This window comes from Bradyrhizobium sp. USDA 4516, from assembly GCF_054055915.1.
The window spans coordinates 1,384,602-1,402,639 of sequence record NZ_JBSRXT010000001.1; the positions used below are offsets into that span (position 1 = coordinate 1,384,602).

9 protein-coding genes are annotated in these 18,038 nt (G+C 61.2%); 3 read left to right on the forward strand and 6 right to left on the reverse strand.

Features of this window, described 5'->3' with window-relative positions:
- Positions 1-55 precede the first annotated feature (55 nt).
- Entirely contained in the window at positions 56-994 is a 939-nt protein-coding gene (locus ACVI1L_RS06475; RefSeq protein WP_456782540.1) for a class I SAM-dependent methyltransferase, read from the reverse strand.
- A 788-nt stretch (positions 995-1,782) separates the two neighbouring features.
- Positions 1,783-2,892, reverse strand: a complete 1,110-nt coding sequence (locus ACVI1L_RS06480; protein ID WP_253625485.1) for a transporter substrate-binding domain-containing protein — start codon at positions 2,890-2,892, stop codon at positions 1,783-1,785.
- Between the two features lie 1,550 nt (positions 2,893-4,442).
- On the opposite strand from ACVI1L_RS06480, the gene ACVI1L_RS06485 reads away from it, so the two are divergent.
- Genes ACVI1L_RS06485 through ACVI1L_RS06495 form a run of 3 tightly spaced genes read left to right on the forward strand, consistent with a single transcriptional unit; the run spans position 4,443 to position 13,611 of the window.
- Positions 4,443-8,330 (forward strand): AAA family ATPase, encoded by a 3,888-nt coding sequence (locus ACVI1L_RS06485; RefSeq protein WP_456782541.1) that lies wholly within the window; start codon positions 4,443-4,445, stop codon positions 8,328-8,330.
- Positions 8,327-10,540: an NAD(P)-binding protein gene (locus tag ACVI1L_RS06490; protein ID WP_456782542.1), complete on the forward strand. Its 2,214-nt coding sequence runs from the start codon at positions 8,327-8,329 to the stop codon at positions 10,538-10,540. Before ACVI1L_RS06485 ends, ACVI1L_RS06490 begins: the two co-directional genes overlap by 4 nt.
- 11 nt (positions 10,541-10,551) lie before the next feature.
- Positions 10,552-13,611 (forward strand): NAD(P)-binding protein, encoded by a 3,060-nt coding sequence (locus ACVI1L_RS06495; RefSeq protein ID WP_456782543.1) that lies wholly within the window; start codon positions 10,552-10,554, stop codon positions 13,609-13,611.
- 174 nt (positions 13,612-13,785) lie between these two features.
- Here ACVI1L_RS06495 and ACVI1L_RS06500 read toward each other — a convergent pair whose 3' ends face one another.
- Genes ACVI1L_RS06500 through ACVI1L_RS06515 form a run of 4 tightly spaced genes read right to left on the reverse strand, consistent with a single transcriptional unit; the run spans position 13,786 to position 17,973 of the window.
- Complete coding sequence (locus tag ACVI1L_RS06500) at positions 13,786-14,913, reverse strand: LLM class flavin-dependent oxidoreductase (protein WP_057017361.1); 1,128 nt, start codon at positions 14,911-14,913, stop codon at positions 13,786-13,788.
- Positions 14,914-14,942: 29 nt separating this feature from the next.
- A complete protein-coding gene (locus tag ACVI1L_RS06505) occupies positions 14,943-15,815 on the reverse strand; it encodes an ABC transporter substrate-binding protein (RefSeq protein WP_456782544.1) in 873 nt (290 codons plus the stop codon).
- A 32-nt stretch (positions 15,816-15,847) separates the two neighbouring features.
- Positions 15,848-16,183, reverse strand: coding sequence for a 2Fe-2S iron-sulfur cluster-binding protein (locus ACVI1L_RS06510; protein ID WP_057017359.1), 336 nt, complete (start codon positions 16,181-16,183; stop codon positions 15,848-15,850).
- The gene (locus ACVI1L_RS06515; RefSeq protein WP_456782545.1) at positions 16,180-17,973 is read right to left on the reverse strand and encodes an FAD-binding protein; all 1,794 of its coding nucleotides are present in this window, start codon (positions 17,971-17,973) and stop codon (positions 16,180-16,182) included. Before ACVI1L_RS06515 ends, ACVI1L_RS06510 begins: the two co-directional genes overlap by 4 nt.
- Between the last annotated feature and the right edge of the window lie 65 nt (positions 17,974-18,038).

Genomic DNA, 18,038 nt, shown 5'->3' on the forward strand with positions numbered 1-18,038 from the left:
ACTTGGATGCACAGGTCCCTGGGTCACACCACGCCCATCTTCGGAAGGCGAACCGTCACGGCTCCAACGCGACCTGCAGGCCGTCGTCGCCCTCAACATGGACATAACGGGGTCCGATCGGACGCCCCCTGCCGCTGGCAACAGTGACAATGTCTTCCAGGGGAGCGGCGCGCGCATCCGCCTCAGGCCGGGACAACATCAGATCGGCGTGAAACAGCCCTTCCGACTCAAGACCGGTAGCATCGATGCCAAGAGCCGCCAGGCTGGCCAAGCAACTTTCAAACTCTTCAGCATCGCGAAAACGACGCTGGATAAAAGTCGCGCCGGCAAGACGCTCCGTCACAAGGCCACGCTTCGCGAACGTCGCGGCTAGAGAATCGAACGGGAACATTCGTAGCACGAACGAAATGATCCATGGACGCTTCTCCGTCGCATCGAGAATCTTGCTGAACGTCTTCTCGGTGACATAGCCGATGCACCCAGTCGACATGATGACATCCGCGGATCGGACAAGATGCGCGCTGCCCGCCGAGAGCGCCTCCGTTTCAAGATCTGCGACAATACCCTGCTCAAGCAGACCTACACCCGTCGCATACCTTATCGCCGGCGCCGATACATCGAGACCGATAAATCGCGCGAGACCGACATCCGGCCAAGCCGCATAAAAATTGCGATCGAGACGCACCAATGTCTCAGAACCGATCGCCCTCATCTCGCGCCGGGCGTAGCGATGGCGCAAGCCCCCGAAAGTCAGTGGAAACCGATGCACCGCTGCGTTGATTCCGTATGAACAGCCAACATCAAGCACGGTCGGCTTAGCGCCGGCTTCCGAAACCTTCGCTGCCAGAATTTGGCGCACAACCGGCTCGGCCACGTCCGGGATCATGTAATCCAGATCTCCGAGGACAGAGAAATATGCCCTGGGATCATCCAGGGCATAAATATCATCGAAGACGGCCTTGGACTGATTGATGCGCGAAAAATGTGTTTGCAACCCGGTCTCCTATTTCAACTTGCAAGCCACTCGACGGCTGCTGCGTTCAAGTGCTTGATGCCCTATTGCAGAGATTGATCGACGCACAAACCCATTGCGCTTTTTTTCAACCTCGCTTCGTGGAACTGCGCTGCGCACTGATGTGCGCGCGCGTGTAACGCGGCCTCCTTTTCGAGACCATCGCCTGTTGGGGCGGCTTGATGTGCGGTCAGGATGATGTCGAAAATGCCAATCGCTCCGGCAGAGAAAAGGATCAACTCTGGTGCTGCACGAATCAAAGCGTGCGGGCAGCCGGCCCCGATAGTCGACAATGCTGGTCAGGCACGGACGCGACGGTTGGGAAATCACGCTCACGTTGCGTGCCCGGTGGCGCCAGTCGCGGCACCGAAGAACATCTCGCAGAAGCATGGAACGCACTCGCGCCAGCACAGTTGCCGACAACAGGTTGAGACCGTGCCAATAGGAAGGCCGCTCAGATGGGAACGATTGGCCCGCGTAGTTGGCCGATGGATCGAACTCGGTCTACGGACAAGGCGCGCTGGAGCAGTTCCTCGGCAACGGCAACTCACGCACGTGGTTTGGGGGCCATGTTAGAAAATGCGCCAAGCCGCCACGCCGAGGATGAACCAAGCTTGAAGCTGATTTGGTGGAACAGCAACTCGCGCATACGCACAGGGCTATTGACGGTTTGCATCGCTCGCGAGGCCGATGTTCGGAACTTTGTCGGTTCCGCTGCAACGATGAGGCCCTGACAGCACTGAACGGACCGGGCTCCTCGCACAGTATCGTCAGCGAGATTGAGCGTTTCCAAGCGTCTCGAACACCGTCTGCTGCCACCAATCACCTTCGATTTGATCGAGTACGGCGAGATCGAGCATCGGCCGCAAGGCGCTGTCTTTGGGCAGTACGATCGCATAGCTCTCGCTGCTAAAGCTGGTATCGACGACGCGAGCCGAGGCCGAGAAGTCGCTGCGAACCATCCAGGTTAGCAACGGCTTGTCATGAACAAAGGCATCGATTGTCCCACGCCCCAGCGCGGAGAGGCCGCCTTGGATGTCCGGAAACGTTCGAAACGAAAGCCGCTGACGAGCGAGGTAGTCGGTCGTCGCGGAGTTCGCGACAGCGCCGACGCGCACGGAACGCAGGTCGTTGAAGCCGTGAACGGCGCCCTCGAGCCCTCTGCGCGTAAGGGTGGAGGTGATACCGGCGGTGAACACCGCAATCGCGATCACGGAAGCGATCATCCATCCCATTGCCACGATCCTGCCGGGGAGTGTTGTCGGCGCATTCTGAGCGGCCCCGGCTTGCGTCATGGCGATGGTCGACCACCAGAAGCTGGAGCCGAGTCCCTTGGCGCCGCCACCGAAGTGCTCCGTTTTGCGCCGTTCCAGCATCCAGATCAGGAATCCGACCGCCATTGCGAAACCAAGCAGCACCGCGACGGCCTGGAAGAATCCGAAAGAGAGAAGCGCCCGCCCGATCGCGACCCAGGGGTTTTCGTTGACCGGCACCGCAACGCCGAGCCCGGTGTTGTAGAACGGCTGCGTAAAATCGACTTTGCGCGCACGCTCGGCAGTCACTGTAACCGCCGCGACGCCAACATCGAATCTGCCGTTTGCGACGCCGTCCAGCAAATCCGGCACGCTCTGGGTTTCGACCAGGCGAAAACGTAGGTGTGCCTGATCGGCGATCCTTTTCCAGAGCGCGATGCTCATACCGCTCCAACTCCCATCCGGCTGCTTGATGGCAAATGGAGGGGCCTGCTTAGTCGCCACGACTAATTCCCTGTCAGGGGCCGCGGCAGCTTGGGCGTGAAGGGCGCCGCAGCCGAACGCGGCCACCGCCAGCGCCAGGATGCACAACCAGACCGGTCGAATCGACGTCCGCTTGCGTTGCAAGATTGGATCTCCCCGCCTGGCGCTGTGGGCAGCCATCTCACACGACACCTCCCCCAAGTGGCGGTCGTGCAGAGCTGACGGGAAAGCCTCGAATGAACTCATTGCTCACCTCGATGCATACCGGGATTGCCGGCCGGAGCTTCGCTACTCTCTTGGCAGCATTCGTCACACGCCTGTCCGTCAAAACAATGGCGAAGGAGTCTTCGGCCATGTCCGGAGGGCCAACTAACCTCAGGTTGAATTCCACAACGCAGACGCTCGATTGTCGACGTTGCGAGTGACGGCATCGCTTCTCTCGATTCAACAAAATCGCAAGCATCGGCATGAGCTGCGAGGCAGCGACAAATGACACCATAACGCTCAGGATGCGAGAGTTTCGGCACCATCGAGGCGTTCGCGAAGACACCTGATGGCGTGCGCATGGTCTTTACGAAGAATGGAGCCCGGTTGGATGCTGAAGCCTCGCTTGCGGTTTTGGCAGTGGGTTGGGTCGCAGACACGAAGCGGCTGAACGTCGCGGTTGAGCCTACCCCACCTACGGTGGGATCTTGGCCCGGGCTGCGGTGATGGCGGCAGCACAGCTCGGCTTGAGCATAGGCTGGCAAGCGCACCGGTTCGAGAATGTATCGCCTGCGACCCGCCAGTCGGGAGAGGTCGGGGAGCGTCGGTGACCTTCACGGTCGCCCGTCGCAGGGGAGATTTCCGCAAATCTCGGCAAGTATCGAGACGTTCGAACGGCCCACGGACACGGGCTAGCCGTCCCGACCAGTAAGCCGATCCTGGTCAACCCACAGCACTGAAAACCACCCAATCCCTGCAGTCGGGCAGCCCCCCGCGACGGGCAGAACGGCTAGTCCGTTTTGTTCGCGCTGATACCCCCTTTCAGCGACGAACACGGTAGCCACCGCAACGAAAACGCTAGGCAATGGCGGCATTGGCGGGGTTATCAATTCCATGCCATTGAATTTGCTTGGGATATCCCTCCTGCCGGGATCGCCCCGTCATTTCCCGGCCCAGTGTTTTCAATAGGTTGAGCCTCAATTTGGAAGTCGAGCTTGTTCAGAAGGCGCAGCCTCATGAAGACTGGAACGAAAGGAAGGTGTCGAAAGCCAAGAGAGCCAGTGACGGTCCTTTGGCGCGCGTTCGCGCCGCCTCATGCGCACGGCTCGGCCGGCCCGTCATGTGCACGTCGACATGCGTGTGAGTGACAAGGTCATCGCCTGTGGTCGCGTTCTTTCCGGATCACGAACGGACCCGAAGTTTGACGATCATTGTGAACCACCCCACAGCCCGCATGCCGCCGAGGTGATAAAAGGCATTTTAGACATTGGACAAGACCGCTGACGGTCTCCGGCGGTCCGAGAACCGCAGGTTTGTTGATTTTCTCTCCAAGACAGGGTTCCATTCCGGCTCCATTGAGCCGAGGTCCTGCAATGCCTGCCGGAGCTGTCGCGAGGGAGCAAGCCGCCCACACGCCAAAATGGGTGAATGCACGCCTCCGGTCTCAAGAGTGGTCAAACAACCCCCGCGCGGACGCTCGGACCGCGGCGGTGCTGCTTATCGACATTGCCGGCTTCACAGCGAAGACCGACCGCGCTGCCGGCGACGGCGCTGAAAGCCTTACCTACTTCATCAACGATTGCTTTGCGATACTGGCCGACGTGATTGATTCCGAGGGAGGCGACATCGTCGCTTTCGCCGGTGACGCCATTCTCGCGATTTGGGTCGATCCGGACGCTGCCGTCGCTACCGCGCAGGCCGTGCGCTGCGGCCTTGCGCTGCGACAAGCCATGACCGCCGAGCCGGGCCGAGAAGCGATCAGTGCGCGTACGGCGGTGGAAACCGGCGAAGTGTTCTTCTGCAGGCTCGGCGGCTGGCAGGACAAATGGCACTATGTTGCAGCCGGAGAACCCTTTTACAGCATCGGCCTCGCCTATCAGAAGGCCGCGATCGGCGACATCGCGTTGTGTGCAAACGCCGCGCGGCTGTTGACGGGCTCGTGCGAACTCGAGCCCATGCCCTATGGAGCACGGCTCCTTGGAATGAACTCGCCTGATGCCGTCGCACCGATAGACCGCACCATCTTCGGAAGCCACACGGGCAAGGCCGATGCCAGCGACTGGGTCGGCGAGTTTCGCACGCTCACAGTGGCGCGGGTCGGCCTCCCCGATTTCAATTTCGATGATGATTTCCTGACGAGACTGCAGGCCTTCGTCGTTGACGTCCAGCAAATCGCCGAACGGCTCGAGGGAACCGTTCATCAGGTCCTGATGGACGACAAGGGCCTGACTCTTACGCTCGTCTTCGGATTGGCTCCGCTTGCCCACGAAGACGATCCCTTCAGGGCAGTCGAGGCGTGTCTGCGCCTCCGTCGCCAACTGGAAGCGAAGGCCATTCCGATTTCTGTCGGCCTGGCGACCGGCCGCCTGTTCTGCAGCAATTATGGCGGCCTCCATCAAAGGACGTTCGGGATTTTTGGGCAGGCGATCAATGTGGCCGCGCATTTCGCCGAGGCCGCACAGGGCGACATCGTCTGCGACGCCACGACGGCCCAGGCCGTCGGGCGCAGGATCGTGTTCAATCTGCTGCCACATCTCCAGGTCAAGGGGACGGGCGCATCGATGTTGGCGTTCAGTCCGGCGGCAGTGACCGACGATTTCCATGCTCCACCCCGGCGCACCATCATCGACCGCGTCAGCGAAACCGCGATGCTCAGGAGCTGTCTCGACGGTCTGAAGACAGGAACCGGTAAGCTCGTCCTCATTGCAGGCGAAGCCGGCATCGGAAAATCGCGCCTACTCGAAGACTTCATCGGATCGGCGCAGGCCGACAATCACGCCGTCCTGGTTGCAAATGCCACGGCGATCGAAAGATCGACGCCCTATTTCGTGTGGCGCGCCGTATTGCGGCAGATCTTGCAGTTTGAAGGACCGGGCGACGGACCGCGGGTTCGACGCGAATTGTCGGAAGCGCTGCTCGAAAACGAGTCGCTGCTGAATTGGCTTCCGCTGCTCGAAGAAGTCATTCCACTGGGATTTTCCGAATTCGCCTTCACCGAACAGATCGTCGGCTCGGCTCGCGCGAGCGCGATCGAAGAACTCGTGATCTTCATCCTACGCCGATCGAGCGTTCGCATCCTCCTGATGGAGGACGTCCACTGGTTCGACGGCCCCTCGATCGAACTGCTAGGCGCCGTCGCGCGCCGGCTTTCGGACTTCCTGATCGTGGTTACTCAGCGGACCCAGACGACAGCGATCGCAGAGCAGCGTCTTGCCGTCGAACTCGCCTCATCGCTGCAGCTGCGGCTCGACCGGCTGTCGCGCGACGACGTGCGGCTGCTGGTGAAGCGGCGCCTGAGATCGTCCGAGGTTCCGCCGGAACTGGTGCGATATGTCTACGGTCATGCCAGTGGAAATCCGTTCTTCAGCGAGGAACTCGCGCTCGCGCTCAGGGACACCGGAAAGATTCAGGTTACGCGGGGGATATGTTCGTTCGATGAACAGAGCCTCGCCGATTCCAGTATCTCGCTCTCGACCAGCGTTGAACGCGCAATCGTCAGCCGGATCGACCTGCTATCGCTCGACGACCAGCTGGTGCTCAAGGCCGCCAGCGCAGTCGGCGACGCCTTCTCCTCCGAGTTGCTGGATCAAATCGTCCCGGAGTTGTCCGCTGCCACCAAGGCGGAATGCATCCGCCGATTGATCGACTTCGACTTCCTGCAACTCGATCGCGAGACGCGGCCACTTTCCTTTGTGTTCAGGCATTCCATAACGATGGAGGTTGCCTATCATGTCTTGTCTTTTGCGCAGCGAAAAACCCTCCATCGGCGGATTGCCGGCTTCATCGAGCAGCATCACGCCGAGGAGCTGCAACCGAATTATGCGCGCCTGGCAAGGCATCTCGAGCTTGGCGGCGAGCCGTTGCGGGCGATCACTTACCTCGAGCTTGCGGCGCAACAGTCGCGCAACAACTCGGCAAATCGCGAGGCGATCCGTTACGTGGAGAAGCTATTCGATCTCACGCAGCGCGAAGCAATCCAGATCGGACGCAGCCGCAAGGCGGCTTGGGAGGTCATCCTCGGTGACGCTTGTCACGAATTGTCGGACTACGAGAGCTCCGCCAACCACTACCACCGCGCGATGGAGTTGCTTGGTCATCGTCTTCCGGCGAGCAAGACCGAACGAATCGGCGCGCTTGTTCGCAACGCCGCAACCCAGTTGAGGTTACGGTATACTTCGTCGAAACAAGTGGCCCTGGCTGAGCAGGACAGGTCCGACATGCAGCGCGTCGCTCATATGCACGAATTTCTGTCGGAGCAGTATTTCTACCAGAATGACTCGCTGGCCGTGCTCAACGGAACGCTGGCGTCGTTGAACCTGGCCGAAAAATGCGGCGCGACCCCGGAGACGATTCGAGGATACAGCGCGCTGGCGCTCGGAATGGGGATGTCCGGCATGGTGGGGATCGGCCGCAGCTACGCGGCGCGCGCGATCCAACTTGCGGAAGGTTACGGCTCGCTGCCCGAGATCGCGCGGGTCCGACTCGTGCTCGGCGTTCTCTCTTATGGCCTCGCCGAATGGGATAATGCCGAGGCGCATGGCGAGCATGCAAGACGTTGTTACGAGCGCCTGGGAGACCGAAAGCGTGCGCAGAACAGCGAGACGATGTTGATCTTCATCGCGCTGTTGCGGGGATATATTTCGCTCGCCGACGAGCGGCTTGCCAAGCTGTTCGCGGAACTCTCCGACGATTCCCCGCCGCAGATCCGCGCTTGGAGTCTTTCCTTACGGGCATTGATCGACATCACCCGGGGCGGGGCCGATACCGGATGCCTCGACAAACTGAAAGCGCTGGCGGGCCAGCGGTTGATCCGCACCGAACAATTGCTTTGCACGGGCGTGGCCGCGGCCGGCTATCTCGAGCGCGGCGAGGCCGCGGTCGCCCTTGAGCTTGCGGAACGGGGACTTCCAATCCTGCGCGAATGCGGCGTTGTGTGGGGCGGATATGCCTTCGGGCCGGCAGGAATCGCCGATGTCTTACTGAGCCATTGGGAGCAAGCTTCCGGCGCGGTCTCTTCGAACATTCAAAGCCAGGCGAAGCTGGCGTGCCGGGAGCTTTCGCGGCTGGCTCGAACATCGCCGATCTGCCGTCTCTACAGTCTGTTAATGAACGGCCGATTGTGGTTCCTGACCAGTCAACCGGCGCGGGCGCTCGAGAATTGGAAGCGCGCCGCCGAAGTGGCCGAGCTGCTGCAAACCCCCCGCGAGCAGGCGCAGGCGATCTATCGAATCGGCCTTGCGACCAGCGCGAGCGATCCTGAGCGTGAGTCTCGCCTGCGGCAGGCGGCCGACATCTTTGAACGCCTCGGCGCCGCCAAGGAGCTCGCCGAACTGAAACGTGTCCATCCATCGCCGTCGTCGCAATGGAGACAGGCTTGAGCCAGCGCCGCATCATCATCGTGGGCGGCGGAATGGCGGGACTTTCCGCCGCCTATCAGCTCAGCCTTACATCGGAATTGCGCAAGCAATATCACGTCACGGTCTATCAGCTGGGATGGCGGCTCGGAGGCAAGTGCGCCAGCGGGCGCGATGCGCAGGGCCGCAACATCGAGCATGGCCTGCATATCTGGTTCGGCCACTACCTGAACGCTTTCCAGATGTTGGCCGAAGTTTACCGAGACTTGCCGCGGAAGGGAGCGAAAGTCGATTTGAACACTTTGATTCTCCCACAGGGTTACACGCCGATCGGCGATCCCGATGGGGCCAAGCCGACCGTGTATGACGTCAACTTCCCGACATCGAAGAAAGTCGGTATACCCGGCAGAGAACCGGCTGACCTCAGCATCGCCAATTGTCTGTCGCACGCGATAGGGCTGTTGATCAACTTCCACGACTATGCGCTCGGGTCAGACTCGCCGATCGTCAAGCTCGACGAAGTTTCGATCGAAACGATAAAAATGCGCGACGACCCGCGGTTTCCCCCCTCAAGACTACTCGGTGTGGTGACGGCAAGAACATGTCTGGAGATTGCCTCGGCATGGCTGTTGCATCTCGACGAAGACATGATCTCGTTTGGCCCCGCGGACATGGAATTAGTCCGCCGGGTGCTTCAGGGCGCTGCCGGCGCCAGTTGTCATATGACCTTTGCGAATACCGCAGCCGGTCACTTGTTCGACCAGGCCTTGCGACTAGCGTGGCCGCTGGTGGACGGCATTTTCGACGACATCGTGATTGAGCAACGATCCATCCAGCAGATGGACGGCGAGGACTTTCGCCGCTGGTTGGTTCGTCATGGCGCCGAGCCCTCACTGGTCAAGCAGTCGCCAATGGTGAGAGCGCTCTACGACACGATGTTTCAGTATCCGGACGGAGACATCGCCAACGCGAGCTACGGCGCAGGAACCGCGGTCCAGGTCCTGCTTCGAGCACTCGGAACCTATCAAGGAGCCGTGGCGTGGGAGCTGCAGGCCGGTGCAGGCGAAGTGATCGTCGCTCCCCTGTTCGAGATACTCAAGCAGCGAGACGTCGAGTTTCGGTTCTTTCACAAACTGACCGACATCAGGGTCTCGTCGGATGGGCGATCTGTCGATTCACTGCACTTTGACGTGCAGGCGATACCGAAGTCCGGCTATGAATGGACCGTGCCGATTGGCGATGGACTGTTCGGCTGGAGCAGCCAACCCGACTGGCTTCACCTCGACGTGCCCCCGAACGGCTGCGTTGATTTTGAATCGTTCTGGTGCAACGAGCGGGTCGGCACCGACGTAAAGACACGCGTCGACGATTTCGACGATGTCGTCCTGGCGATACCGCTCGGCGCTTTCAAGAGGTTCACGGGCAACAAAAGTGTCGAGCGACCGCCCGGACCAGGCCTGTCTGCTATTGAAGCAATGCACGAGCCGTTCGACGACCTTTACAACTACAGCACCGGCTTCTGGAATATGGCGGCAAAGCTTCGCCTGGTGCCCAGCATCGCAGTTCAGCTCTGGAGCACGCGCTCGCTTGCCGACCTCGGCTGGTCCGGACAAAAGCCCGCGCTGGTGTCAGGCCCCAATCCTCTCGACATCTGGGCGGACATGTTCCAGCTCCTGCGGTATGAGCGCCGCGCCCCTCCTCCCTACTCGCTTCACTACCTCTGTGACGTCTTCCCTTCGAAATTGTACGCAGCGCCGCAGACAAGCCGGCATGCCCAGGAGATGGCAAATCTGCTCGCCTATCTCAAGACGCTGGATTGGCTCGAGCACAAGGCTAAATTCATCTGGCCGAAGGTGATGACGAACGGTGCGTTTGACTGGACCGTGCTTTACGACGATCAGGATCGCCACGGCTATCGCCGGATCAGGGCGCAGCACGTCAAAGCCAATATCAGTCCCTGGGACTGCTGTGTCGCGACCGCGGCCGGCACCAGCGCCTGGCGCCTGAAGACCGACGAGTCCGGCTTCAAGCACCTGTACCTCGCCGGAACCTGGATCGACACTGGCTTCAACACCGAATGCGTTGAAACAGCCGTGATCTCGGGAATGCAGGCGGCGCGCGCGATCACCGGCGCAGAGCTCGAAATTCCCGGCGAGCGTTTCCTTCACGCTACCCGACAATTTGTGTCTCTCTGTGATGTTATGCGCAGCTGCGCGCCCGCTCCCGCTGAATGAGGATCGGCCGCATGGCGCTCAGAAAGATTGCAATCCTGGGAGGCGGTGTCGCGGCGCTCAGCGCGGCGTTCGAGCTGACGGAGCAAGATCCGCAGCATCAACTGTTCGACATCACCGTCTACACGATCGGCTGGCGGCTTGGCGGCAAGGGAGCGGTCGGCCGCGACAAGGAAAAAGGATATCGCGCCGAAGAACACGGACTTCATGTCTGGACCGGTTTCTACGATAACGCATTCGAACTGGTCGACCGGCTTTATGCCGCGATGAACGATCTCGATCTCAGCCCGCCGTTCGGATCACGCGAGAACGCCTTCGAGGGCCTCGATCGATCCGTGCTCATGGAGCCGTTCAATTCCGGTTGGACTTCATGGACTATCGACATTCCACCCCATGAAGGTATTCCCGGCACACCGCGTCCCGCAGTCTCGCTCGTCGATTTTCTGCGCTCCCTGCTCGAATGCTCGGTGCAGCAGAGCCAGTCGATCGCTGGTTTCACCGACCAATGGCCGGCGGGGACCCAGCACTCCGCCGTGGCGGCCGGAACAACCGACGGTCCGTTCAGAACGGCGCGGGCGAAGATCGATATCCTGCCGCAGGATCCCAGGGCGGTCAGCCCGAGTGACGCCGCCGAACTACAGACGATACTAGGGCATGCGCGGACTCAGCTCTGCGACAAGCCGCCATCAGCTGCGATGTCTCGCGACCCGCGCGAGATCGTGGCGGAGGTCGCGCTGACGATCGCGATCGGCATGTTGAGCGACGGCGTGCTGTGGCAGGGCTTCGACTGCATCGACCATCAGGAGTGGACCGATTGGATGAGGTCGAACGGTTGCTCGGATTCGACGCTGGATTCCGCCATTATCCGTGGCTGCTATGATTATGTGTTCGGGTTCTTCGGTAGCCGCCACACGGATGAATACGGGAATGTCATTCCCTGCAGGAACGTGGCGGCAGGCACCGGCACCCGCATCCTGTTGAAGCTGCTCTTCACATATCGCGGGTCGTTCTTCTACCTTCTCAAGGCGACCATGGGCGAGCTGCTGTTCGCTCCGCTCTACCAGGTCCTCACGAAACGCCATGTCAAATTCGAATTCTTTACCAAGGTCGAGCACATCGGACTGTCTCAAGACAAAGCTTCGATCGAGTTCATCGACACCACCGTGCAGGCGACCACCCACTCCGGCAATTCTTACGATCCGCTGATCTGGATCGGCGCAGACGGCACAATCCCGAGCTGGCCCTCCCATCCAGACTACTGTCAGCTGGTCCAAGGACAGGATCTGCGGGACCAAAGAATAGACCTGGAATCGGCGTGGACGAAGTGGCCCGGCGTCGCCCCTCCCCGAAAGCTGCTGCGAGGGAGGGATTTCGACGATGTCGTGCTCGGCATCGGCATCGGCGCATTTTGCACGATATGCAGCGACCTGATCTGCCACACGCCCGGCTGGCGAGAGATGGTCGATGCCATCAAGACGACGGCGACGGTAGCCTTTCAGGCATGGACAAGCGTCGGCATGCGAGAGCTCGGTTGCAAGCAGGATCGGACGGCTCTTTCGGGATTCGTATTGCCGCTCGATACCTGGGCCGACCTCAGCCTGATGTTGCCACTGGAAAAATGGCCTCAATCGCCTCCCAAGGGGTTGGCATATTTCGTTGGCTCCCTGGTCGACGATCCCCTGCATCCGCCGCCCCCGTTCTGCAAACACAGTTATCCGGCCAGGATGCTCGCGCGGCAAAGGCGAAGGATGCTGCACTGGGTCGAGAGCAACCTTCACTTCCTATGGCCCGGAATTGAAGGCCCCGGCCATGCCATTCGTTGGGAGCGATTCTTCGACTATCGTGCTTATTCCCCCCCGACTCGAAGGCGGTTCTTCGCGCAATATCCGAGGGTGAACATCAATCCCTCGGACCGATATGTGCTATCGGTTCCCGGCAGCGTGTTCAAACGCATGGAGGCCGGCAAGTCGGGGGTCGACAATCTCTTTCTCGCCGGCGACTGGGTTCGTACCGGTATTAATGCGGGTTGTATTGAAGCATCGGTCATGGCGGGCCGCGCCGCGGCAGCCGCAATTGCAGGAGTAGATATTGCCATGCCAAACGCCAACGACTTCAACGACGTTTCGCTGCCAACCGCCTTGTTGCCGGCATTGGACCTGTTGCGCAAGCTTGCCACTAACGCCGTCGCCGGTACCGGCGAAATCGAGGCGTTTTGCGTCGTCCAACAACGGCCGCGCTGCGAACTCGAGAAGATGCTACCCGATGGGCTGACACTCCTCGAACCTCCAGCGCCCCACAGCACGATCAAGACAGCGCATCACGGCACGTCGTCCGATGCAGAGGGCAAGACGGAAAGGACACCGGAGATTATTCCCGAGCCACCGCATCATGTCGTCCTGATCTTTGCCCGGCAACGCAACGTGCGTCCGGGACCACTACCCTTCGGCGGCGCGCACTACCTCGAAATCGCCCAGCTGATTCCCGACGTTGTCCATAAGAACGCACCTTCATTGCAGAACGTCCTGTTCAGCTACATGCCGCATTTGTTCGTGAGCTCGCTGGCAGCCACGTTGATCGGTCAGAATTTTTACGGCTTCAACAAACAGGTCGCACGAATCCAGGATGATAATGACTCCTTCTCCATGCGAAGCTCATCCGGCACCATAAGAACCTGGTTCGAGCGCGACGGCGTGCCCGGTGGCATCGACAGCTATCTCGTCATCAAGCAACTCCGCGACAAACTGGATCAGCCTCTGGTCGGCGTCCAGCCGGATGGCAATTTCATCTACTCGATGCTGAAATACGGTCTTGGCGGTGCGGTCGTTCAACCCATCAAGGGCAAGATCGCGCTATCCTCGCCTTTCGCCCATAAGGCAGAGGAGATCGAACTCGCACCGATCTCAAAGCCACCGCAAAAGGACGACTCTTGGGGATTCCGGTTCATCGCGCCTTGGACGCTCAGCCTGCCCTTCAACTTTCCGGCCGGGCAGCCGAGTTCGAGCGCAAGAAATCTGGCGAGGGCCACCGGCGAGTACAGCACGGCATTGCTGGGCCGTATCTTGGTACGACGCTGACGGCCGAAAAGCGGGCATTTGTCGCAAGATTAACTTGGTTACTGTTCTTAAAGCGAACGCGGGCTGTTCAGCCAGCACCATACGCTCGGAAGTCGGCGAGCAAACGTTCGGCGTGAGATGCACAATCCGGACTGCATTGCGAAGCCGTATCTCGTCGACCTGTGTTCCAAGCGCTTATGCTGTTTTCTGCCACGCCGCGTCGCGATCCTTGGTGAAGGCAGAGGTGACACCAGCCTCAACGGCGCGATCCACCGGCAGATGCGGCAACACCAGCTCGGCGAAGCGGTAGGCTTCCTCCAGCAGCGGCATTCCCGAGACGATCAGAACTTCAATGCCCACATCCCGGTAGTCCTGAATACGAGCGAGGACCTGCGCGGGGCTGCCGACGAGCGCCGTGCCCGGCCCGTGCCGGACCAGGCCGATGCCAGCCCATAGATTTGGGGCGATCTCGAGTTCACGAATGTCTTCCGGCTTTCGTCCGCCATGCAGGGCCGACATGCGTTGCTGGCCGACGGAGTCGATCCCGGCAACATAGGCCTGGGCACCAGCGATCGCCCTTTCGTCCATGTGATTGTAGAGATCCTGCGCCGCTGCCCATGCGGCCTGCTCAGTCTCGCGAACGATAGCATAAAGCCGGATCCCAAATTTGATCTTGCCGGCACGGCCGTGCCGGGCGGCAAGAGCCTTCACTTCCCGGATCTTGGCTTCGGCCTGTTCAGGTGTCTCGCCCCATGAAAGATAAGTGTCGATATGCTTGGCTGCCACCTCGTGCGCCGCCGGCGACGAGCCACCGAACCACAAGGGAACATGCGGACGCTGGACCGGTGGCAATGGAACGCCCGCGTCGACGACGTGGATGTGCCGTCCTTTGAAATTGACGGTCTCGCCGCGCAGAAGCGCCGTCAATACGGTCAGGTATTCATCGGTGTAGGCGTAGCGCTCGTCGTGGCTCAGGTGAACGCCGTATTGCGCCATCAGCTTGGCGTCACCATTGACGATATTGACCCGAAGCCGCCCTTTCGAAAACTGGTCGAAGGTCGTGATCATCTTGGCCAGCAGCGTCGGCGACAACAGCGGCGGATGAGCCGCTACCAAGTGCTGAAAATTGTCGGTATAGGGGATCAGTGCCGCGCCCTGAATCCAGGCGTCGTGTGACCCGGTTGCGAGCAGTGCGCCGGTATAGCCGAGGTGATCGACAGCCCGGGCGAGCTGCTGGAAATATGCATAGCTGAGCTTGCGCGCGCCATCGGCACGCCAGGGATAACGGCCATCCGGGCCCGTGAGATACCAGAGAACTTCCATAGCAAACCCCCTTGTCGTTCAAATCGGTGTCAGGCGGCGGCGGAGAAATGGGTCGGATCAATCGTGTCCGTCACATCGATCGCCCGCGGAATCAGACCGAACTTCGCGAAGATATCCGCGTGAGCCTGCTGCTCGGCCAGAAAGTCCTGAGACGGTGCTTCGACGCCCCACGGACGTGACGTGAGTGCGGACAGCCATTCCGCCGCGGAAGTGCCGTTCAGCCCTGCAAGCAGCGCGGCCGCTTCCCCGGGATTCTCGGCGGTCGCGCGATCTGAATCGATGAGAGCGTCAAGCAGGAGCTTGACGAGATCCGGCCGATCGCGCAGCACAGCGCTCAAGCCCCAGTAAACGGAGCGGTTGGAGAATGTCGCCCCAGGCGACGCGAGAATACGCGTCGGGATGCGCTTTACGATCTGGCTGTAAAGTGGGTCCGTCGCGACGATGGCATCGAGCAGCCCTTCAACAAAAGCGTCCTTGGCGGTTGCCGGAATGATTTCGGCGGCCCTGACTTCGTCCCAGCGCAATCCCGCAGCGTCGAGTTCCGCCGCGAGAAACTGCGTGTGCCAGGATATCGGCATCAGGCCGATGCCCTTTCCCCTGAGACCGGCGAGATCGCGGATGCCGGACGCCTCGCGCACCACCAGACCGCCGCATTCCGGCCGGGGTCCTGACATGCCGAATACCGCAGTCGCGAGCCCTTCCGCCTTGGCGAGAATCGGCGGCGTCGCCCCCGTACCAGCCAACTGCAAGACGCCTGCCTTTAGCAGTGAAATGGTTTGCGATCCTGCGCCGTAGACGAAGAAGGCGAGCCCCTGCTCGCGCAGCGTCGCGACGACATCGGGCCGACGCGCCAGGATCGATAGCGACAGGTTCTGTGGGTGAGCGCCGACGACAAGTGTCATAAAGCAGTTCCTCGCAGGTGAATGAATGAGACCTATGGCGACGGCAGCAGCCGCTCATCCGGTGGCGCAATCTCCGTGACGAGATCGCGAATAACGGCTTTCTTCGGAAGCGGCGCGAGAGACGTGACGCCCTCCGTGAGGCGAACCGTGCAGGCGTAGTCGACCTTGCCGTCGATCAGCATCATGCACTCCTTGCAGGCATTGGCATTGATACAGGCGAAACGAACCGCAAGAGACGGATCGGCGTCACGGCGGAGCGCGCGCAATCCGTCAAGCACAGATTGACCAGCTTCGAATGCGAGCTCGAAAGTTTCGACGCGCGGCGCGTCACCTGCAGAACCGCGCTGGATGACGAGCGTGGCCTTCATGCTGCGACCCTTCCCGCCAACGGCGCACTTCGGACGATGTCAAGCGTCTCTCCGTGAAGAGCGATGACCTGATTGACCCGCCAGCTATCATCGAGGCCCGGATAATCCTCCCGCTGATGCGCGCCGCGGCTCTCAGTGCGGCCGATCGCGGCCGCCGCAACCGTTTGCGCGACCAGCAGCATGTTCCGCAGATCGAGCCAGTCGATAAGAACCGGATCGAAACCGCCTGTGGACGAGAGGGGTACCTCGCCGAGATCCCGCTTCAACTGCATGAGGCCATCGACGGCCGCCTCGAGCCGATCGCGCGTGCGAAACGGCCCGACCTTTTCTGCCATCAGCGTCTGCAGCTCCGCGACGGCGGCTGCCGTATTCTGTCCATCCCGCCGCGTCGCACTGCGGAGAAGATCGATCGCCGGGCGGAACGCATCCGTAAGCCCGGCCGCGGGCGAGCCCAGCGCCCGCTGCGCCGCATTGCGCCCGGCCCGCGCACCAAACACGAAGGCCTCAGTGATCGCATTGCCCGAAAGCCGGTTCGCACCGTTGGCTCCGCCAACGGCTTCCCCGCAGGCATAGAGCCCGGGAACCCGGGTCTGCAGCGTGTCGTCGACCCGAATGCCACCCATGTGGTAGTGCGCGATTGGTGCGACCTCCACGGGCTGCCGGCCAAGATCAATACCGTTCGCGGCCAGCCGATCGACCACGGGCCCGAACGCGCGGCGGATCTCCGCCGCGGGGACATGCTGAAAACTGAGATAAGCCCCGCCGGCCGAACTGCCGCGGCCCGCTTCGACTTCTTTCGAAATGGCGTAGGTGGCGAGGTCCCGCGTCAGTACGTAGCGCCCGTCATTTCGAGCGTCGCGCGTTGCATAGTCTTCCTCGAATTCACGCATCTCGACGTTCAGCAACTTGCCGCCGAGCTTGTATCGAAATGGATCCCACATGATCGGATCCATACCGACCAGGCGCGGTGCCAGATGACCGATCGGGAAAAACTGCACGAACTCCATGTCGATCAATTCGGCACCTGCCCGTAACGCTAGCGCATAGCCGTCGCCGCCCATGTTGGATGACGCGCTGCTGCGTCGGTAGAGCCGCGTCAACCCTCCCGTGGCGATCACAATCGCCTTGGCGGCGAGCGTGACCGTGCGTCCGGTCGACAGGTGCAAGGCCGTTGCGCCGCAGGCCTCACCGTCCTGGACGGCAATATCGACGACTACGAGATCACCAATGCGGCGGATGTCGCTTGCGCAATTCAACTGCGTTCGAAGCGTCCGGGAAACGGCGGGCCCCGTCGACAGGAAGTCGACATAAACGCAGCGCGGCCGGTCATGCCCGGGCGCCTGCGCTTGCTTGATGTGATCGTTCTCGCGTGCCCAGCCGACTTTCCAGCCATCCATCTCGCGGATGCGCCGCGGCCCGTCCTCGCAGACGAGAGCAGCAAGCCGCTCGTCGCACAGGTCGCGTCCTGCCGCGAGAGTATCGGCAAGGTGATGTTCCCAATGGTCGGGCGTCTGCTCGCCGAGCGCGGCTGCGACCGTCATCTGCGCCATCACGGTCGCCCCGCCGCGACCGATCAGGCTGCGATCGGCGAGAATGACGGATGCCCCCGCACGCGCCGCCTCGAGCGCGGCATACATGCCGGCGCCGCCGGCGCCGATCACCAGAACGTCGGCCTCAAGTTGCATGACGGTCTCCCGATGCGCCGGAGCGACCACCCGTTCGGCGTCGGCAAAATGATCGCTTCTCCACCGCAGCCGCCGCGCGCAGATGACAGGAAAATCGATCGCCATCGCGGCCAGTTCGAGGCTGCAGCAGCGGCCGCCACGGAGGCGCCGACGCCCTCAGGTCCCACCGA